This window comes from Flavobacterium soyangense (assembly GCF_015277675.1).
GTDB lineage: Bacteria > Bacteroidota > Bacteroidia > Flavobacteriales > Flavobacteriaceae > Flavobacterium > Flavobacterium soyangense.
Genome location: NZ_JADHEC010000044.1, coordinates 1 through 20,281, shown reverse-complemented (window position 1 = coordinate 20,281; position 20,281 = coordinate 1). Strand labels below are relative to the sequence as shown.

The following is a 20,281-nucleotide window of genomic DNA, read 5'->3' as shown; positions in this document are numbered from 1 at the left end:
CAATATCTTTGGAACTCATAAATTTTGTTTTTTGTCACTCAAAATATATGAAAAAAAGGGCTTACTTTTAAAAGTAGCCCTTTCTGTTTAAAAATATTAATCGGTTAGTAGTGAAATAAAATATTATGTCTGAAAAAACTTCAGTTAGTACAATTCTAAGATCCGGAATAGTAGCCGGTACTTTAGACGCAATAGCGGGTGTTATTGTCTATTATATTTGGTTCGGATTCAATCCGTTCCAAGTATTACAATATATTGCAAGTGGTGTTCACGGTCCAACAGCAATTAATGGAAGCATTGCTATGATTTTTGCAGGAATGGGTTATCATTATTTTATCGCTTTTGTTGTGGCAGCAATTTACTTTTTTGCCTATCCAAAATTTAGTGTTTTAAGAAATGACAAAGCAATCTCAGGTCTACTATTTGGTTTAGGAATTTGGTTGGTAATGAATTTATTGGTTTTACCAAATTCAAACATTCCAAAAGGTCCTTTCGATTTAGGTTTGGCAGTTGTTGGAATTTTTTGGCATATGATTTTGGTTGGTTTACCAATAGCACTTATTACTAGCAATCATTACAATTCTAAAATATAAATATTTAAAAGTATTTAAAAAGACAGAAAAGCTTGTGTTATTCTAACATCTGGTGTTTACAGACAAGCACTTCTAAAACGTTTTGGTTTAGATTTTCAGGATTCATATATAAATTGGTGGTTAGAATTTGTTGGAGTTTCAGAAGTACATTCTGTAAAATTATTGAGTAATGTATTATCGCAAAATCAAGCAAAAGATAGGGAAGAGACTAACAAACAAGCTGCCGAAATTGTTAAAAATCATTTTGCATAGTAAATTTTAATTGTTGTTGGTTTTGAAAGATGTAGGTTATCCCATTCCTGCATCTTTCTTTCCAATTTATAAAAGTTGATAATGAGTGAGCAAAAATTAAAAAAGGGTACTTCATTACTACTTCGAGTAGGTTATCAATAATGTGATTTATTGATAGAGACATAGCCAACGGGCTAGTTTAGTAAATTTCGATAAACGATATTAACTATTTGGCTTTTTTGTTTCTGATTTTACTTAGAAAAACGGTGCTAAATCCAAGATAAGAAGCCAGAGCATATTGAGGAACGCGATTAACAATGGCTGGATATTTTTGAATAAATTCGTCGTAGCGCTCTTCGGCAGTTTTGCTCAAGTTCGACAGCATTCGCCTTTGGAGAAAAGCAAAAGAGCGTTGGGCAATAATTCTGAAAAACCGTTCGAATTTTGGAATCTTTTCAAGCAACAACTGCTCGGAATCATAATCAAGTTGGATTAATATGGTATCTTCCAGCGCTTCGACAAACGAAGTAGCAGGTTCTTGATTGATATAACTATTAAAGTCACTAATCCACCAATCTTCAATGGCAAAAGCTAAAGTGTGTGTTTGTGCTTTATTATCAACCAAGTAAGCACGCATAGCGCCTTTTAGCACATAGCTTCTGTATTTGCAAGTAAAATCAGGTTGAACGATACATTGCCTTTTTTTAACTTTTGTAATTCTCAATAGAGAAATAAAATAATCTTCCTCTTCAGTTGTAAGTTGAATATAATTGGCTACATATCTTTTGATTTCTTTAAACTCATTCATTCAGCAAATTTAATGTTTTTTGAGGATGAAATTTAAAATTTAAATCTTAAATATAATTATGACTATCCCTGTTGAATTTTTTTAAATGTCTATTTTTTGTTTATTCAAATTGGGAAGGAAGTAACATATAGCTCCAATTATGGGTAAAAATGAACAGACTAGATACACATACTGAATTGAGGTGTAATCTGCCAGTATTCCCAATAAAGCTGAACCAATAGCAGCCATTCCAAAAGCAAAACCATAGAAAAGCCCTGAAATCATGCCTAATTTTTGAGGAAGTAATTCTTGGGCATACACTATTATTGCCGGGAATGCGGATGACATAATTAAACCAATAATAACCATTAATACATCTGTATAAAAAAGGTTTGAATAGGGCAATAGCAAAGCAAAAGGCGTTGCTCCGAAGACAGAAAACCAAATAATATAAATACGCCCGAATTTATCACCTAATGGTCCTCCAATAATAGTTCCCAGCATATAAGCAAAAAGGTAAATAAACATGTGAAATTGCGCTTGTTGAATTGTAAGATGAAATTTTTCTATGAGGTAAAAAGTATAAAAGGTAGATAAACTCGCTGAATATATAAATTTTGAAAAAATAATAACCAAAAGAATCCCAATTGCCCATTTTATTTTCTTTTTTGATAGCTGGTGCTTGCTTTCCCTAATGATTTTTTTACCATGATTTTTTACCAAATGTGCTTTATACCAATTGGCAATTTGAGTAAGAATAACCAAGCCAATTGTTGAAGCAATCAGAAACAAAAGAATATATTTTTGGGTATTGGGGACAACTATCAAAGCAACAGTTAATGGCGCTAAAGCAGTACCTAAATTTCCCCCAATTTGGAAAATTGATTGTGCCAATCCCAATTTCCCACCCGAAGCCAAATTTGAGATTCGCCCTGACTCCGGATGAAAAATGGCAGAACCTATTCCAATAATCATACTGGAAATCACAATCCAATTAAAAGTACTTGCATAAGAAAGGATAATTATACCGAGAGTTGTAAAAAGCATACCGTAAACTTGAGAATAAGGCTTGGGATATTTATCAGTGTAATAGCCGACTATGGGTTGTAAAATAGATGCCGTAAATTGAAAGGCAAAAGTGATTAAACCAATTTGTGAAAAGGAAAAACCATAGTTTTGTTTTAATAATGGATAAATAGAAGGGATAATTCCTTGTATTAAATCATTTATTAAATGAGCAATGCAAATTAGGGCTAAAATTGAATAAACCGTTTCATTGCCGTGTTTTTTTACTGCCCTGATTCGGGTTTCATTTAAATTTCTGGTCATAATTTTTAAACCATTGCTTTATTACTATACGTGGCTTTTTCAAAGTCTCTAATGTTCATTGACAGTATAGTCACTTCTGGAAACATTATTTTCAGGTTTTTGATGATTTCTTTTGAAAGCATCTTTTTTTGAGCGGTAGATCTGCCTTCCATAATGTTCCCAAAAACGTGAATGAAATCGTCCTTTGTGTTTCCAGCTTTATAATATTGATATGGATTAATTCTCACTTTGATATCACCCAAATCAAAAAGATTTGTAGATTCAGCCGAATCGTGTACATTTTGCATTATTTCTTCTGGAGATTTTAGTTTAATTATGTTTTCTGAGCAATCAATTATTAGATGTGGCATTTGTTTTTTTATTTTATTGTTTTTGTTTATTGCGATACAATTAGGACCTGTAATCTTTAGCTCTGATTGTAATAGCTTTTTTGAAATATGCGTTATAATTTTTGCCATACCCCTTCAGCAATTGTGGATTGACCACCTTGGGAAGAATGAGGTACAACATATTTAATTTGATTGTATCTAAGTACAAGAGCTTATTTGTGTTGTTTCTTTACAATTAGAAAAAAAAGCAGTTTCTTCTTTGAATGCTATAGTATTATTCTCTTGGTTTTTTTGTATTTCCCAAAATGAGAATTATTCCCTTGCACAAGTATTGCATTTTCTGCGGTTGTACTTGCATTTTTAACAACCGATGCAATTTTCGGACTTACTGCTTTCTGTATTTGAATGGCTTAATTTTCATTGCGCTCATACTCAACAATCATGTCTTTTTTGCTTTTAATAATTTATTTTAATAATTTCTCCATTGGTACCGTTTTCAATACTTTTTAGATAGCCATCAATTAAGTCATTTACTGGAATGTCAGATATTTTGGAAGGACTTACCACATTTATCCTTAACCCTCTTGGCATTTCTAGTGAAGCTGCCATCATAAAACTGTTTATTCCTCCGTTAACAATGGCTTTACCTGCTGCATTTTTTATTGGTTTATCTCCCATTTTTCCAGAAGTTAAAGTAAAAGAGCCATTATCATTCAAGTAATTTTGTCCAATAAGTACCAGATTAGCTTGTCCAATTAGCTTATTTTTGATTCCGAGATTTAAATTTTCTTCCGTAAGCGTTGCCAAATCGCCTGTATGACTGTCACCAGCAACACACACACAAGCATCTATGTTTTTTACTAGATTAAACATTGCTTTAATAGAGTCTGCAGAGGAAATATCTACCTGAATATCTCCGCTATTTCTTCCTGCTGTGATCACTTCGTGTTTTTGTGCTAGGGCTGGAGTTACTATTTTTCCAATTGCGCCTGTTGCACCGATGATAAGAATTTTCATTTCATTTTTTTTTAGAATTTATAATACTGCAAATTTATACTGTTAATGGCTTGGTAAAATTGTACATTTTCGCACTAATTCAGTACATTTGCAAAATGAAGAACATAAATTTATATCATCCATTTGAAATTGATGTTAAGGAATTGGATAGTTTTCCTAAAGTATTGGAGATTAATAATTTTTTCAAGTTAATTTATATTATTGATGGAATAGGGGTTCAATTTATTGGTAATAACAGGTTTGATTATCGTAAAGGAAATTTATTTTTAATAACACCTCAAGACACACATTCTTTCGAAATAACAACACCCACAAAATTCTTTTTCCTTCGTTTTGAGGATTCTTTTTTTTCTCCAAAAGTTGATAAAGAAAAAGATATGGCGCAACATATGGATTATATTCTTCAAAATGCAAGTCATCGTCCGGGTTGTATTTTGAAAAATAAAGCGGATAAACCTTTAATAGCACTACTCGTTGAAAGCATTCTTAATGAATTAGAAAATGAGCAATTGTATCATCAAAAAATTATAGAACAAATTGTAACTACCATGATTACTGTTGTCGCCAGAAACATAGCTTTAAAACTGCCTAAAAATATTAAAGAAAACACCGGAGAAACCGTGCTCGAAATATTAAATTATATTCAGCAAAATATTTTTGAACCCAAAATGCTCAAAAGCGAAATAATGAGTGCGCATTTTGGTATTTCAAATGATTACCTTGGAAAATATTTCAAGAAACAAGTAGGGGAGACTTTACAAGGTTATATCTCCAATTACAAGTTACGTTTAATAGAAACTAGATTGTTGCATAGTGATATGCGTATTGGCGAAATTGCCTACGAACTAAATTATGCTGATGAAAGCCATTTAAATAAGGCTTTCAAAAAGTTTAAAGGGATAAGTCCGTCAGAATATAGAAAAAGGTTTTCTAATTAATTTAGAATTTTTTTAAGATATAATTTAAGTCTTACTTGATAGATTATTATAGTATTGCCCTATTTTTTTCGATTGAGGCTCCAGCTGGATTATGTTATGATTTATTTTGGAAAATTTTTCCAAAACCATATGTAAATATTAAAGCAACAAAATAAGAGTCGGGTTTAATAGTCCATTTGTATCATGGTTTTAAACAATATACACTTTTCATAAATAACATCATCGCTATAGTTTGAACTCGCTAAAGTTTTAAACCATTCTTGATTTGCATTGGACTCAAAATGATATTTTTTGAATCTCAAAACTTTCAGTAGTTTTCCAGTATTTTTAATATTAAATTATCAAGTCATTCCTCTCGCAAAACCAACGGTGTCTCGATATATTTGTGGTGATACCTCAGCATTATTTTTAAAAAAACGACTAAAATAATGCTCATCTTCATACCCCAATTCAAAAGCAATCTCTTTTACAGCTTTATTGGTGAGGTACAATTCTCTTTTGGCTTCGATAATAATCCGCTCCGATATTAAATCGGTTAAAGTTTTATTGAAGTGATTTTTTGTAATTTTTGCTAAAGCTTTTGGTGTAATATTTAATAAATCGGCATAATCACTGGCTGAATGTTTGGACTTGAAATGCAGCTCAATATAATTCTTTAAATTCTGAAGAATATAAGGCTCTTTAGCATCCGTAGACCCAAGGAAATCTTCATCGGGCTGTTGTTGGTTTTTAAGTCTTGTAGCCGTAATTAAAAATATTTTGAGATAAGAAACCAATAATTCATATTGGGAGAGTTCCGGATTTTGAATTTCTGTTCTTATCTGCCCAACTACCATTTCAAGAGTGCTCTTAGAACTTTCATCTAGAGTAACATAAGGTGGTTTAAAAATATTATTGAACAAGATTCCGTTTGCGGATATCTCAGCTTGATGCTTGTAAATACAGAAAAACTCAGGGTGGAAGTGTAAAGCAACTCCTTCTATATTTTCTTCTGAAGCTAGCATAAATGGTTGATAGGGTGAAAAAGCAAATAAATTGTCTTCTTCGAATGGATTATCCGAAAAATCAGCAGTAACTATTCCTTTGCCTTTTTGAATCCAAATCAGTGAAAAATAATTCAGTCTTTGAATTTCGTTAAACTGGCTATTGCTATCAAATGTAGATAGTTTGAAGGCCAAATTTCCGTTTTGTGGATTGATTAAAGTAAAAGTGGATTTGTCTAACATAACATTATTTTCTGCAAATTTAATTTAATTGGGGTTATAAAAATAAGATTTTTTATTAACTGTTGACAAAAAAATCTTTGGTATTATTTTAATATTTTAAAAAGTTGTTTGGCATTTATATCCATGCTGCAAAATAGTCATAAAAAACATTTAATTACTTTAACACTTAAAAATATTAATTTATTTAAATCGCTATTAACTATCTTAGAATTACCCCCCAATGGCAATCATACTTCGGTTATTTAAATTCAAAACTGGATTGTTTATATCGTCAAAGGTATTCATTCCTGCTCGCAGTTTCTTTTTGTTTCTAATGGAAAAACCAATTAAATTTTCAATGGATTCCCCGTTTCTAAAAGCAGTCAGCAAATCAGTTTCGGAGTTAGAAAACAGGCAATTCTTAATTTTTCCATTGGCTGTTAGTCGAATTCTATTGCAACCATCACAAAACGGATTGGTTATGGAACTGATTATTCCGAAACTTCCCAAGTAATTTTTTATCTTGAATTCCCTTGCGGTGAAATTTTTATCGTCTTCTAATTTTTCTAAATCTGATTCTGGAAAATGATTTTGAACTTGATCTAAAATCTCTTTTTGGGAAACCATTTTGCTCTTGTCCCATTCATTACCGGCAAAAGGCATAAACTCTATAAACCTTATTGATAGTGGTAATAACTCAGTCAGTTTTATAAAATCGATGATTTCGTTGTCATTAAAACCTTTGATTAAAACTACGTTGATTTTTATTTTAAAATCATTATTCAGTAGTAAATGCAAGTTGTCAATCACCTTTTCAAACTGATTTCGTAACGTAATGGTTTGAAATTTTGAAGCAACCAAAGTGTCCAAACTTAGGTTAATTTTCTTGACATTATTTTGTTTTAAAACTTCAATATGTTTGTCTATCAAAATACCGTTTGTGGTGATGGAAATCTCGGTTTTGAGTAAGGCAAGTTGGGCAATAATTTCAAGAAAATCCTTCCTTAGTAAAGGTTCTCCACCGGTAAGACGGATTTTATCAACACCATTATTTACAAATGTTTTGGCTATTGCATAAATTTCGTCAGCAGTCATAATGTCTTTCTTTGGAGACAACAAAATCCCATCGGCAGGCATGCAATAGGTGCAGCGCAAATTGCATTTTTCGATTAACGAAATGCGTAAATAGTTGTGCTTTCGCCCAAAATCATCCGTTAAAATAGCGTCATTTTGCATCGTGATTATTTCCTTTTAAAATATGAAAAACGTGTAAAACGTGTGGAAAAATAGCTTCCATAGATTCCTTTGCACCATTGGTTGAACCTGGCAATGCCAATATTAACGAATTACCCAATGTTCCGGCAACGGTTCTTGATAGCATAGAATACGGCATTCGTTGTTGCCCATAAGAACGCACCGCTTCCTCAATTCCCGGAATTCTGCTTTCCAATAAATATTCCAATGCTTTAGGAGTAACATCTCTTGGCGAAAGCCCTGTTCCGCCAGTAAAAATAATGAGTTGATTGTCCTTGGCGAAAGCCTTGGTGCGTTCTTGAATCACGTCAATTTCATCAGGAATAATTTCGTAATGTGTGGTTTCAACACCACAGGCTTCCAGTTTTTCGACAATTATTTTCCCGGAACGATCTTCTTTTTCTCCAGCAAAAATTGAATCCGAACAAACAAAAACTGCCGCCTTAATTGCGGAAGGAAAACGGTTTTTGAATGAGGATTTCCCCCCTTCTTTACTGATTAATTTGATGGATGAAATCTCGATGTTTTTGTCAATAGGTTTCAGCATATCATACATCGTTAAGGCCACAATTGAAGCGCCGTGCATGGCCTCAACTTCAACTCCTGTTTTGTAAACCGTTTTTACTTTGAAAATAATATCGATATTTAAATTGTGAATTTCATATTCCACCGAGGTGAATTCGATAGGAATAGGGTGGCAATCCGGAATGGAAAGATGCGTATTTTTTACGGCAAATAATCCAGCTGTTTTTGCCATTTCGAACACATTCCCCTTTGGAACCAAATTATCCAGGATGGCATCCATTGTTTTTTGTTGGCTAACTTTTACGGTTGCTTTTGCTGTTGCCATTCGCAACGTACTTATTTTATGAGTTATATCGACCATTATTTAAGTGTTTTTCTTCCAGGTAAAAGTATTGTTTTCAACTATTTCTTTTCCAAAAATGGGAACGTCCGTTTTTATCCAATTAACGATGGTTTCCGTTGCTTCATAGACTTGCTTGCGCCTTGTTGCCGAAACAAATACGAATAGGCATATATCGCCCGTTTTTACTATGCCCAAACTGTGGTATATGTGCATACAAACTAAATCGAATTGGGCAAAAGCTTTTTCTCTAATTATTGCCATAGCTTCATCTGCCATTTCTTCGTAAGCGGAATATTCTATGGCCGTAACGATATTTCCATCAATTTTATCGGCTCGAACTTGACCCAAAAAGATATTGTGTGCGCCAATGGTGTGTTTTGATTGATGTTTAGCTATCGATTGGGCAATGAATTCCGAAGAAATTGCTCCTTGTATGAAAACTGTTTTTTTATTCATTTCAATTATTTTAAACTTTAAGAAACCAAAACGGTTTTGTTATTAAGCAATTTATTCAACATTTTTGCACCTCCAATAATGCTTCTAACATTGTCAAATTTATTATTTTTTAAAATTTCGACAGCAATTTTACTTCTGATTCCCGATTGGCAAAAAACAAAAAATTCAGTTTTAGAATCCAATTGATGCAATTCATTTTCTAAAAGGTCTAATGGAATTTGGATGCTATTTTTAATTGTTATTTCGGGAAATTCATCCCTATTTCGAACGTCCAGAAATACAATATTTGGATTGTTTATTTGTTCCAAAGCAAGAGAAGCTAAGATTTCGTTAGGTGATTTTTTATTCTTTAAATACTTGTTATCGAAATTTAATTTATCTAAAGGAATTATTTGTGTTTTTGAAAATTCAAATTTTTGCTGTTCATTATTTAAAGTATTATATACCAATAATTTACCTGACAATACGTCACCAATACCTAAAACCATTTTCAGCACTTCATTAGCTTGAAACATTCCAATAATTCCAACTGAAACTCCTAAAACTCCTGCATCATTACAATTTTTTGACTCGTTTGCTTCTTCGGGAAAAAGACAACGGTAGGTTGGTCCGTTTTGGTAATTAAAAACCGAAACCTGTCCTTCAAATCTATAAATTGAACCATAAACAAAGGGCTTGTTAGCTAAGCAACAAACATCGTTGATCAAATACTTGGTATCAAAATTATCGGTGGCATCTACCATAATGTCATACTGTTCGAATATGGAAATCGCATTTTCAGCTTCTAGTTTTTCGTCAATTGCATTAATTTTGATCGAAGGATTTAAGGCCAAGGCCATTTCCCTGGCTTCTAGAACTTTGCTTTTGCCCACGGAATTTGTATTATAAATCACTTGGCGTTGCAAATTTGTTAGATCAATAGTATCGTGATCCATAATTCCAATTTCACCGATTCCGGCAGCCGCTAAATAAGGCAAAACTGCCGAACCCAAGCCACCGACACCAATGATTAAAACTTTGGCATCGCGTAATTTTTTTTGTCCATTTATCCCGATTTCGGGAAGAATGATTTGTCGGCTGTATCGATTGGTTTCCATAATGATTTAAAATTTAGCCCCCTGCAAATGGTGGCAGTAAAGCAACGATATCATTGTCTTTTAATTTCTGATTTTGTATATTTTGAACTATCTTTTGATTTATGGCTACACTGAAAGATTGTTTGTCTAAATTATACTTCTGCTCTAATTCATCAATTAATTGTTTCAAAGATATATCCAAATAAGGAATTTCTTCTTCGTTGCTTTTAGTTTTTTCGGCGATGTTGCCAAAATATTTTAGTAGTATCATTCGATTAAATTTAAAAACGTTTAGCAACTTGGCGATGTGCCGAATTAAGGTAGCCTAACTTTTAGTTAAACATTAACTTCGCAAACACAAAACGAACTTCAAATTAAGCGTAAAGCCGCCTCATTGCCAGACTGCTGTTGTGCGTTCGTTGTTTTTTTAGATAAGTTTTTTTATACAGTTTTGGCTATTTAATTTTAAATTTTTTCCAAATTCTCTTTGGTTAATTCTCCTCTTGTATTTCCAGTATTTAATGTCGTATTTGGTTCAAATAACATTACAGAAACTTCACTTTCAGCAACAGGTTTATGTTCCACACCTTTAGGAACTATTATAAATTCACCAGGATTGACTTCAACAATTTTGTCCCTAAACTCCATTTTTAAAATTCCACTTATTACCAAAAACATTTCATCTTCGTTTTCGTGTTGGTGCCAAACAAATTCACCTTCAAATTTTGCAAGTTTAACAAGTTGTCCATTTAATTCTCCAACAATTCTTGGATTCCAATAATCATTAAAAAGTGATAATTTATCAGCGATATTTACTTTTTCTATTGACATTTTCTATTATTTTAATAATAATTTTAGTTTATATTTCTTTTTTTTGTGTCGTGCGACGATGAGGCACAGCTTATAAATTAGTAATCAAGAAGCTTTTCGTTAAACGGCGTAATAATAATGGTCTATGATTAAACTAAACAATCAGCTTAATGCTTGCCATTAAAATTACGGTAGCCAAAACGTACTTTAAAACCTTGTTTGAATAGTAACCACTTCCGTAATACGCCCCTAGCATTCCTCCAAAAACAGCAATAGGCACTAAATAAAAACTTTCTGTCGGAAGACTTTTGCCGCTCAAAAAATAGCCCGAAAGACCAGCGATTGAATTCACAAAAATAAACAAACTCGAAATAGCCGCAGTTTCCTTTATCGATGACCAGCCTAAAAATAAAAGAATGGGACTTAGAATTACACCTCCGCCTATTCCTAACATTCCGGATAGCAAACCAATACCGAAACCAATTCCCATTGCCAATGGAATATGAATTTTTGTCATCTCTCTTTCTTTGTTATTGAAAAATCCAAGCAGCCTCAATACCGCAAGAATCAATACTAAACCTAATGCTATTTTGTAACTATTATTTTCGATTGGAATTAACCCACCAATAAACGCTGCAGGTACTGATGTTATGGCGAATGGATAAAACAACTTGGGTTTAAAAAAATCTTTTTTATAATAAAAGAAAAACGAAATGCCCGAAACAAACAAATTAAGCAACAAAGCTGAAGGTTTCATTACTGTAATGGGTATTGCAAAAATGGACATCAAAGCTAAATATCCGGAAGCACCGCCATGCCCAACACTAGAATATAAAAATGCGACTACTGCCAGTAATAGACAGAATAAAATTATATAATCAATACTTGCAATCTCCATCGTGATTATTAATTAAAAGGTAAAACAGTAACTTCCATTTCTTGTTTAATATTTACAAGATCATAAGGTAAATAAATTAAACCATTAGCAACTGCAAATGTATTCAACATTGCCGAACTTTGACTGTCTAAAACCGTTACTTTTTCGTCATCATAAAATGCTTTTAAAAACAAAGCCTTTCCAGTTGAATTAGTAAAATCAGTGCTGATTTTTCGATTTATTTTCGGTAAATGAATTGCTTCATATCCCAACATTTTTTTTATGGCCGGCAACACATATACATAAAAGCAAGTCAATGCAGAAGCGGGATTCCCGGGTAATGCAAATACAATCGTGTTTTCCTTTTTTCCAAAAAACAATGGTTTGCCTGGCTTTTGGTTGATTTTGTAAAACAATTCTTCAACGTTATTTGACAAAAGCGATTCTTTTACAAAATCAAAATCTCCTACTGATATTCCGCCCGAAACCAGAACTATGTCGAAGTCAGAAAGACAATCTTTTAAAACTGTTTTTGTGGCTTCAAAATTATCCTTTACACGAAATGTTTTAACTTTTTTAACTCCTGTTTGCTGTAAAGCTACTTTTAACATTATTGAATTGCTTTCGTATATTTTTCCTTTTGGCAATTTCTTACCAGCTTTTACTAATTCATTTCCAGTGACTACAATCGCAACTTTAGGTTTGTCATGAATCATTATTTCTTTAATTCCCAAACTAACCAAAAAGCCTATTGCAGCCGGAGTTATTAAGGTGTTTTCTTTAAGAACAAGTTCCCCTTTCTTTACTTGCTCTCCCTTCTTTCTCACATTGTCAAAACGCAAAGGCATTTTATTGATTTCGATTACTCCCTCAGTTGCTGTGATATTTTCCTGCATTACAACTGTATCAGCATTATCAGGGACAAAAGCACCAGTAAAAATGCGAACCGCTTGATTTTTTTTAATTTCAAAATTTAAAAAATCACCGGCTTGTGAAGTTCCTATAATATCAAAGCGTCTTGATTCACCATAAGAAAAGGCATAGCCATCCATTGACGATTGACGGAAAGGAGGCATATTTATTGGGGAAAAAATAGATTCTGCCAATATATAGCCAAGCGATTTGCTTACTCTTATTTTCTTGGCAGCCATTTTAAAGCAATTATCTTTTATAATGGATATGGCATCATTAACTTGTATCATAAAATTATTTTATAAAATTAGTGACCCAAAAATTAACTTATAGGTCTATTGCAGGTTGTTATAAAAACATTTGATTCATCAAATTTATTTAAAAATTTCCCAAAATAAATATCCCGTTCGATACAATTTTTCATTTTTAATATAAACAAGCTTCTAATAATAAATCAGTACATTAAAGCTAACAAAATATTATTTCGCCCATTTCTTAAAAATTGTAGTTGCAATATGCCCACCGAAACCAAAAGTATTACTCATTGCGTAACTGATTTCTTTATATTGTGCTTTAGCTAACGTTAAATTAAATTTATCAGCGAACTCTGGTTCGACCTCAACGGTATTAATTGTGGGAGGCACAATACTATCCGTAATTGCTTTTATACACAAAATAGCTTCGATTGCTCCAGCTGCACCTAATAAATGTCCCGTCATTGATTTAGTTGCGCTTATATTTAGGCTTTTTCTTTCTCCAAAAACTCTAAACATAGCTTTTAACTCACTTTCGTCACCCATGTGAGTGGAAGTTGCGTGTGCATTTATATAATCAATTTCAGAAGGTGTAATTTCGGCATCCTCAAGAGCGTCTAACATTCCTAAATAGGCACCTTCCCCCTCCGGATGTGTCCCTGTTAAATGGTAAGCGTCAGCAGCCATTCCGGTACCGACTACCTCTGCTAAAATGGTGGCTCCACGACTTAGAGCAGACTCTAAACTTTCTAAAACTAAAGCTCCGGCACCTTCACCTATTACGAAACCGTCTCTATGAATATCAAAAGGTCTTGAGGCAGATTGAGGGTTTTCATTGTTTGTTGATAAGGCTCTTGATGCGTTAAAACCACCAATTGAAGATTCATTTATTGGTGCTTCAGACCCACCTGTAATAATGATGTCAGCCTTTCCCAAGCGGATGTAATTACAGGCATCAATGATGGCATTATTGGAAGACGCACAAGCCGAAATTGTAGAAAAGTTTAAACCTCGTAGACCGTATCGTATTGAAATAATACCCGAAGGAATATCGGCAATTATTTTCGGAATAAAATACGGATTAAAACGAGGAAGTTTTCCTCCATTTATGAAGTCTTCGATTTGGTCTTGAAAAGTTTGAATGCCTCCATTACCAGACCCCCAAATCACACCTACTTTATTTTTGTTAACTAAGTCAAAGTTTAGTCCAGCATTTTTTATTGCTTCATCAGCCGCAGCCACAGCGTATTGGGTAAACAAATCGTATTTACGTGCTTCTTTTTTTTCAAAATAGTCGGTTGCAATAAAACCTTTTACTTCAGCGGCAAATTTTGTTTTATAATTAGTAGCGTCGAATTTCGTAATTAAATCTACACCACTTTTTCCAGCAAGACTATTTTTCCAGAACTCATCTACAGAATTACCAAGAGGTGTTATGGCTCCCATTCCAGTAACCACAACTCTTTTAAGATCTTTTATCATATTTTATTATTTGCGTTATAAGACTCATTTGTATGTTTATTTTAAACCAATTTCATTCACTAAGTCTTTAAGTTTTTCATTTTCTAATTTGGCAAAATTATCTAGCAACTCTCGCTAAAAGTCATAACTTTCTTTTATTGTATAGCAAGATTTTATTTTCTAGTGACAATTTAAAATCTATGCTTAGATAAAAAAAGTATTATTCATTCTCGTCAAGATTTATAATCAGTTTCAGTTTCTATTGCAAAAGCTATATATGTCGATAAGGGTAATGCTAATAATTTACCTTTTAATTGTTGAATTACCTGGCCCCTATGGTATGACGAATGATTAATAAGATGAATAATTAAATCCTCAATGCTAATTGACGCTTTCTTTCCCATAAAAGTAAAACTTACTTTTTTATAGAAATCATTATCATCTAGAGTACCTAAATAATTACTCCAATCGGAATAAAGAGTTACATTAAGTAAACTCAATTCGTCTATCGTATGGGTATCCCACAATTTAATTGTTACTTCTTCATTTTTTATACGTTTTAGCCATATTGAGAAGGCATTAAGATTATGGGAAATAATCTGATGCGTACTTTCCATAGGAAAAGAGGCTTTCATAAAAGCATCAATGATACTGTTATTAGCCCAAGACTCGTAACGTATTTGTTTTAAGTAACTATCTTTTTTCATTTTTAATTATTTAATCAACTATTGCTGTTATAATTCTTAATCTTTTTAACTTAGTGATGAAGTGGCGGGTTTTTAGCATATACTTGCACATAACTTATGAAAGTCCAGTTTTACATTGATGTTGTGCCAATAATTTTACATCTATTGCTAAGTCACTGTTGCCTATAAAATTATTTCAGTTTACTAACTATTTCTGTCATTAGCTTAGTCGCTAATGCAATATCGTTTTCACTTGTTCTCCAATTTACAAATGCTGCCCTAATTCCCTTTCTTTTGTCCATTGTATATTGTTGGTGTCATAAAAACTTTCCCTGTATCATTTAATAATGTTAGGTAAGCATTTACCTTTTCTTGATTTTCTTTGCCTTTCAACGTGAAGCAAACGGTATTTAATCTTACGGGTGCCAATAATTCGAAATGTGCACTTTCTTGGATAAAGTATCCGAACTGATTTGACAATATGATACAATTTTCGACAATTTCCTGATATCCCTTTTTTCCATAAGCAATAAGAGAAAACCAAACCGGCAGAGCCTTTAATCGTCTTGAATTTTCAGGCAAAAAGTTTAGATAACTAAAATTTTCGAGTGGATTTCCTAAGTACGGGGCATTGGAATTTTGAAATGTTTCAACTTGCAAATGTTTATGTTGCTCCTTTACAAAGAATACGGCACTTTCATAAGGAACATTTAACCATTTATGACAGTCAATTGTGATACTGTCTGCATTTTCCCAACCCTTCACGAGGTGCTTGTGTGTATTTGAACATACTGCAAAACCACCAAAAGCGGCATCAATATGCCACCAAAAATTATATTTTTCTTTCAGTTTTGCTATTGCAACAAAATCATCAAAGTCAACCGTATTCACTGTTCCTCCACTAGAGATTAGAACAAATGGTTCACCACAAAGTCCAATAATTTTACTTTCCAAATCGATAACATCTATTGCTTCTCTATTTCCTTCTAATGTTTTTACTTTAATTATATTGTTACTTCCAATTCCTAAAAGTGAAAGTGATTTTATTGCAGAAGAATGTGGAGTAGCAGTTAAATAATTTAGATTGTCAGAAACACCTTCCTTTGCAAAATCTTTTCCTAATTCTTTTCCTAACCACTGTCTTGCAACTGCAAGACAAGTGAAATTGGACATTGTTGCACCTGTTACAAAGCCACCTAAAAAATTAGTTGGCAATTCAAAAAGGTCTAACATTAGCTGAATCGTTTCTAACTCTATTATTGCGGAAATATCTCCTTGTCCATTAGTCGCAAAACTATTTTGATCATAAATTGTAGTTAACCAGTCCCCAACTATTGAAGCAGGAGTTGATCCACCGGTAACATATCCCCAAAAACGAGGTCCAGAAGTTGATACTATTATTGGCTCAAATCTTTCATTAAATTGTTTAAGAGTTTCTAATGTGCCTAAACCCCCTTCAGATAAATTTAGTTTCCCTTTTAGTACGTTTTGGGTTGAAGTATCTCTATTTGAAATATTTTTCAAATACTCAAGTCCTTGCTCTTTTACTTTTTCAAGTAAATTGTCCAGTTGGGATAAATCTCTTTGTAAATGTTCGTTCATTTTAGTTTTATTAGTTTGTAGATAACTCTTTAAATATTTGATAATCTGAATCAGTTAAAAATGTTTTCATAATTCAATAATCTAATTTTAACCCGTTGGGCGGAATTAATAAAAATTTCAATAAATCGATTCAATAAAAAATTAAACCACATAGAAATATAGAAAAAATAGAGTTGAATAGTTCAATTCTTGTGTTCATATAGCCTATGTATTCTAACACAAAGTCAAACGCCTTTCAAAAATTGGAAAATCTATGTTTCTATGTGGTTAAAAAATTAGATAAATTGAATTACACCCAAAGGGTTAATTTAGATGTTATTTATATAAATGAACATCTAATGAATGAACATCTAAATTGATTTACAACTCTTGTATCTGTCTTATCATTTGATTAGTAAATCCCCATTCATTGTCATACCAAGCCATTACTTTAACCAAATCGCCATCAACAACTCTAGTCATTTCAAGGTCAACTGTAGAGGCAAAAGGGCTTTTTATAATATCGGTTGACACCAATGGTTCATCCGTTACCGCAACTACTTTGTTGTATCTAGGAGTTTGAGCTTCTTCAATTAAAATAGCATTAATTTCTTCAACGCTTGTTGGTCTTTCAGTAACAAAAGTAATATCAGAAATAGAACCAACTGCTACAGGAACTCTAACTGCAACTCCATCAAATTTACCTAAATATTGTGGCAAAGCTTTAGTGGTGGCAATAGCGGCGCCAGTAGCGGCAGGAGCTAAATTATTACCAGCTGTTCTCCCCATTCTAGGTTCTTTTTTTGAAGGTGCATCCACTAATGTTTGCGAAGCGGTGTATGCGTGAGTAGTATTTAAAATTGCTTTTTTAATCCCAATTCTTCGTCCTAGAATTTCAATAATTGGACTGATATTGTTAGTGGTACAACTTGCACAAGAGAAAACGCTTACTTTACCGTCTTCTGTATTTACACCATGAACAACCGTAGGTGTGTCTTTAGTCGGGCCGGATATAACAACAAATTTAGAACCTGCAGTCAAGTGTTTTTCAGCATCAATTTTATTGGTAAAAAAACCGGTACTTTCAATAACTACATCGACAACCAATTCTTTCCAAGGCAAGTCTAAAGGGTCTTTTATTGACGTAAAACGAATTCGTTTTTCATCAATTACAATGTATTCACCATCGAAAGAGACTTTTTTATCAAATTTGCCATAAATACTGTCATATTTAAGTAAATAAACGGCATTTTCTATACTCATTAAATCGTTGATTCCCACAACTTCTAAATCGGGAGTTTCTAAAATAACTTTTAAAGAAGATCTGCCGATTCTACCAAAACCATTAATTGCAATTTTTTTCATTTTTGTTTCTTTTAAATTATTTATTTAAAAAAATACAGGGGTTAAAATACCTTCAATTTTTTAATTACTTTTTAAGGAAAATTTCACAGGTTTATTTATAATCCTGCACCTTTTAATTTGGCGGTAAGCCTTTTATTTTCTTCTTCTAATTGAGCTACATATTCTTGCTGGGGTTTTAAGGCAATTTTAATTTCCTCGGCCGTAAAACGTGGCGTTATATGTTGTGGACAATTCCAATCAAAGGCTTCAATATGGAAAATCATCATTCGTTCGGCACGAAATTTATAGTCGTCTATATCAAGTGTAGCCAATAATTCGGGATTGTCTTTGAGTTCCACAATCTCAGTTTTGGCAAAGATTTTTAACCGCACTTTTGCAGGATAATCCATCAAAAATAAAGCCACATTATTATTGGTTTCCATATTGCCAACTGTGATGTATTGCTTATTGCCAGAGAAATCTATAAACCCAATTCGGTTTTTATCTAAGACTTTCAAAAATCCTTTTGGTCCACCACGATGCTGGATGTACGGGAAATTATTCTCACTAATAGAGGCCATAAAAAAACTATCTCGATTTTCTATAAAACCAATTTCATTATTAGACAATCCATCAACCACGTTAAATTTTTCCATTCGTTCGTAGCTGTTGCGACTGCCGTGTTTTTCTTGCAAGGCTTTGACGGCATCCGTATAAGCAATTGCGGCAAAATTTTTAGCCATGGTCTTTTATTTTAACTTTCTGTCTTTCTCCTCGATTGGCATATCATTGATACTGGCAAAACGTCTTTGCATTAAACCATTTTCGTCGAACTCCCAGTTTTCGTTGCCATAAGCACGAAACCATTGTCCTTCGGCATTGTGATATTCGTATTCAAAACGAACCGCCATACGGTTGTTGCGAAAACCCCATAACTCTTTTTTGAGTTTGTAGTCGAGTTCTCTTTCCCATTTTCCTTTCAGGAATTCTATTACGGCTTCGCGACCGTTGACGAAATCAGTTCGGTTGCGCCATTCAGTATCGATCGTGTATGCTAATGCAACACGTTCAGGGTCTTTGCTATTCCAGGCATCTTCGGCCAATTGTACTTTTTGCAAGGCAGTTTCCATTGTAAATGGGGGAAGGGGAAGTTTTTGTTCCATTTTATTATTTATTTAGTTATTAGAATCTTTTAAATATTAATTAGCATTTAAATTTACGACAAACAATCGGGACAAAATAGATTTGCTTTAAAAATTAACTTAGAGACTTCTTTTTCCATAGCCTGCTGTTTGTTTCTGGCATGCCATAAATGCAAATCGCCAGCGTAGGTGGTTGCAGTTTCGGGATTGGCTTTTAATTTATTAACTAAATCCTGTGCTTCGTTTGGTCTGGGACCCCAAATACCCGTTATGGAAAAATGCTCGTTTAATTGTATTAATTTAGGAATTGCCCTGCCATTCTTTGTCAGGTGTGCATCCATCAAGTCTAGGTTTTGATCCCGATAGACTAGTCTTAATTCTATTTTTCCTTGGCTTAATTCCGCTATTTTATTTAAGACTGGCAGGGTTTGCGAAGCATCGCCACACCAGTGTTCTGTCAAAACCAACCAATAGGTTTTATGATTTAAATTCTGCAATAATTCCTGTAGTTCTTTTGAAGGAGTATAGGTCTTGTCTAAGCGACGCATTCTGCTTTGGTTCAGCAGAATGTATTCCTGAATTTGCACATCAGTATTCGAAATAAAATCCATTGCCATCTGTTCCTTATAGTGGGCATAAAGAATTCCCTCTCTAAAATATTGTTTGTAATCAAGCGTAGTTAATGCATTGGTATCCATAGTTATAGTGTATGTTGTTAATATCTACAATACAAAGGTGCAACATTCTTGTCATTGCATAAATGGAGCATTGTCGCAAATAGGTGGACAATTTTCCCTTCTGATGGAACTTGTTAATGATTAATAATTTAGGGGCTTCCAATGTAGGTAAATTAGTTTCACTTTGTAGAAAATATTATGAGGAATACTGTATTAAAACCATATAATTTTAATTAGATTTTTTTCGAGATTTTCTAAACTAAAATAAGTCTGCTGTTAGACAATGTATTTTGGTTTTTTTTCATTTACCAATTGATTTTCATAAAAACAATCTAATAATAACCCGTTGGGTGTAATTATTTGAAGTAAAAAATATTAATTAGATATTGCTCAAGACACTGAAATTCAGTATCTTGAAGTCGCAAAACAAACAATATCCATGTCAAATATAATA

General features: G+C 32.9%; 22 protein-coding genes. 2 read left to right on the top strand and 20 right to left on the bottom strand.

All coding sequences use genetic code 11. From position 1 onward, the window contains the following. Positions 1 to 125: 125 nt before the first annotated feature. A complete protein-coding gene (locus tag IR213_RS14645; RefSeq protein WP_194313050.1) occupies positions 126 to 593 on the top strand; it encodes a DUF1440 domain-containing protein in 468 nt (155 codons plus the stop codon). 457 nt (positions 594 to 1,050) lie between these two features. On the opposite strand, the gene IR213_RS14640 is transcribed toward IR213_RS14645, so the two are convergent. From IR213_RS14640 to IR213_RS14625, 4 genes are all read right to left on the bottom strand, one after another. After that, positions 1,051 to 1,632: a Crp/Fnr family transcriptional regulator gene (locus tag IR213_RS14640; RefSeq protein WP_194313049.1), complete on the bottom strand. Its 582-nt coding sequence runs from the start codon at positions 1,630 to 1,632 to the stop codon at positions 1,051 to 1,053. Positions 1,633 to 1,713: 81 nt separating this feature from the next. Continuing rightward, positions 1,714 to 2,940, bottom strand: coding sequence for an MFS transporter (locus tag IR213_RS14635; RefSeq protein ID WP_194313048.1), 1,227 nt, complete (start codon positions 2,938 to 2,940; stop codon positions 1,714 to 1,716). Between the two features lie 5 nt (positions 2,941 to 2,945). Further along, a complete protein-coding gene (locus tag IR213_RS14630) occupies positions 2,946 to 3,290 on the bottom strand; it encodes a 5-carboxymethyl-2-hydroxymuconate Delta-isomerase (protein ID WP_194313047.1) in 345 nt (114 codons plus the stop codon). A gap of 435 nt (positions 3,291 to 3,725) precedes the next feature. Next, positions 3,726 to 4,286 carry a short chain dehydrogenase gene (locus IR213_RS14625; protein ID WP_194313046.1) on the bottom strand — a complete coding sequence of 187 codons (561 nt, stop codon included), beginning with the start codon at positions 4,284 to 4,286 and terminating at the stop codon, positions 3,726 to 3,728. Between the two features lie 95 nt (positions 4,287 to 4,381). Here IR213_RS14625 and IR213_RS14620 point away from each other — a divergent pair, with 95 nt between their 5' ends. Beyond that, positions 4,382 to 5,224 carry an AraC family transcriptional regulator gene (locus IR213_RS14620; protein WP_194313045.1) on the top strand — a complete coding sequence of 281 codons (843 nt, stop codon included), beginning with the start codon at positions 4,382 to 4,384 and terminating at the stop codon, positions 5,222 to 5,224. A 341-nt stretch (positions 5,225 to 5,565) separates the two neighbouring features. Here the strand turns inward: IR213_RS14620 and IR213_RS14615 are convergent, their stop codons facing one another. From IR213_RS14615 to IR213_RS14540, 16 genes are all read right to left on the bottom strand, one after another. After that, the gene (locus IR213_RS14615) at positions 5,566 to 6,450 is read right to left on the bottom strand and encodes a helix-turn-helix domain-containing protein (RefSeq protein ID WP_194313044.1); all 885 of its coding nucleotides are present in this window, start codon (positions 6,448 to 6,450) and stop codon (positions 5,566 to 5,568) included. A gap of 210 nt (positions 6,451 to 6,660) precedes the next feature. After that, positions 6,661 to 7,665 carry a GTP 3',8-cyclase MoaA gene (gene moaA / locus IR213_RS14610; protein ID WP_194313043.1) on the bottom strand — a complete coding sequence of 335 codons (1,005 nt, stop codon included), beginning with the start codon at positions 7,663 to 7,665 and terminating at the stop codon, positions 6,661 to 6,663. Further along, complete coding sequence (moaCB, locus tag IR213_RS14605) at positions 7,655 to 8,569, bottom strand: bifunctional molybdenum cofactor biosynthesis protein MoaC/MoaB (RefSeq protein ID WP_194313042.1); 915 nt, start codon at positions 8,567 to 8,569, stop codon at positions 7,655 to 7,657. Before moaCB ends, moaA begins: the two co-directional genes overlap by 11 nt. Positions 8,570 to 8,572: 3 nt before the next feature. Further along, entirely contained in the window at positions 8,573 to 9,007 is a 435-nt protein-coding gene (locus tag IR213_RS14600) for a molybdenum cofactor biosynthesis protein MoaE (protein ID WP_194313041.1), read from the bottom strand. Positions 9,008 to 9,024: 17 nt separating this feature from the next. Beyond that, a complete protein-coding gene (moeB, locus tag IR213_RS14595) occupies positions 9,025 to 10,104 on the bottom strand; it encodes a HesA/MoeB/ThiF family protein (protein ID WP_194313040.1) in 1,080 nt (359 codons plus the stop codon). 13 nt (positions 10,105 to 10,117) lie between these two features. After that, positions 10,118 to 10,354, bottom strand: coding sequence for a MoaD/ThiS family protein (locus IR213_RS14590; protein ID WP_194313039.1), 237 nt, complete (start codon positions 10,352 to 10,354; stop codon positions 10,118 to 10,120). A 194-nt stretch (positions 10,355 to 10,548) separates the two neighbouring features. Continuing rightward, on the bottom strand, positions 10,549 to 10,914 hold the full coding sequence (locus IR213_RS14585) for a cupin domain-containing protein (protein WP_194313038.1): 366 nt from the start codon (positions 10,912 to 10,914) through the stop codon (positions 10,549 to 10,551). A 133-nt stretch (positions 10,915 to 11,047) separates the two neighbouring features. Continuing rightward, positions 11,048 to 11,791 (bottom strand): sulfite exporter TauE/SafE family protein, encoded by a 744-nt coding sequence (locus tag IR213_RS14580; protein WP_194313037.1) that lies wholly within the window; start codon positions 11,789 to 11,791, stop codon positions 11,048 to 11,050. 8 nt (positions 11,792 to 11,799) lie between these two features. Next, on the bottom strand, positions 11,800 to 12,972 hold the full coding sequence (locus tag IR213_RS14575) for a molybdopterin molybdotransferase MoeA (protein ID WP_194313036.1): 1,173 nt from the start codon (positions 12,970 to 12,972) through the stop codon (positions 11,800 to 11,802). Positions 12,973 to 13,161: 189 nt separating this feature from the next. Further along, positions 13,162 to 14,418, bottom strand: coding sequence for a beta-ketoacyl-ACP synthase II (gene fabF, locus IR213_RS14570; protein WP_194313035.1), 1,257 nt, complete (start codon positions 14,416 to 14,418; stop codon positions 13,162 to 13,164). A 212-nt stretch (positions 14,419 to 14,630) separates the two neighbouring features. Continuing rightward, complete coding sequence (locus tag IR213_RS14565) at positions 14,631 to 15,104, bottom strand: DinB family protein (RefSeq protein ID WP_194313034.1); 474 nt, start codon at positions 15,102 to 15,104, stop codon at positions 14,631 to 14,633. A gap of 258 nt (positions 15,105 to 15,362) precedes the next feature. Beyond that, positions 15,363 to 16,685, bottom strand: a complete 1,323-nt coding sequence (locus tag IR213_RS14560) for a pyridoxal phosphate-dependent decarboxylase family protein (RefSeq protein ID WP_317173156.1) — start codon at positions 16,683 to 16,685, stop codon at positions 15,363 to 15,365. Between the two features lie 360 nt (positions 16,686 to 17,045). After that, positions 17,046 to 18,029 (bottom strand): type I glyceraldehyde-3-phosphate dehydrogenase, encoded by a 984-nt coding sequence (locus IR213_RS14555; protein WP_194313033.1) that lies wholly within the window; start codon positions 18,027 to 18,029, stop codon positions 17,046 to 17,048. A gap of 95 nt (positions 18,030 to 18,124) precedes the next feature. After that, positions 18,125 to 18,751, bottom strand: a complete 627-nt coding sequence (locus tag IR213_RS14550) for a pyridoxamine 5'-phosphate oxidase family protein (protein WP_194313032.1) — start codon at positions 18,749 to 18,751, stop codon at positions 18,125 to 18,127. A gap of 6 nt (positions 18,752 to 18,757) precedes the next feature. Beyond that, positions 18,758 to 19,171 (bottom strand): nuclear transport factor 2 family protein, encoded by a 414-nt coding sequence (locus IR213_RS14545; protein ID WP_194313031.1) that lies wholly within the window; start codon positions 19,169 to 19,171, stop codon positions 18,758 to 18,760. A gap of 53 nt (positions 19,172 to 19,224) precedes the next feature. Then, entirely contained in the window at positions 19,225 to 19,848 is a 624-nt protein-coding gene (locus tag IR213_RS14540; protein WP_194313030.1) for a thioredoxin family protein, read from the bottom strand. Positions 19,849 to 20,281 lie beyond the last annotated feature (433 nt).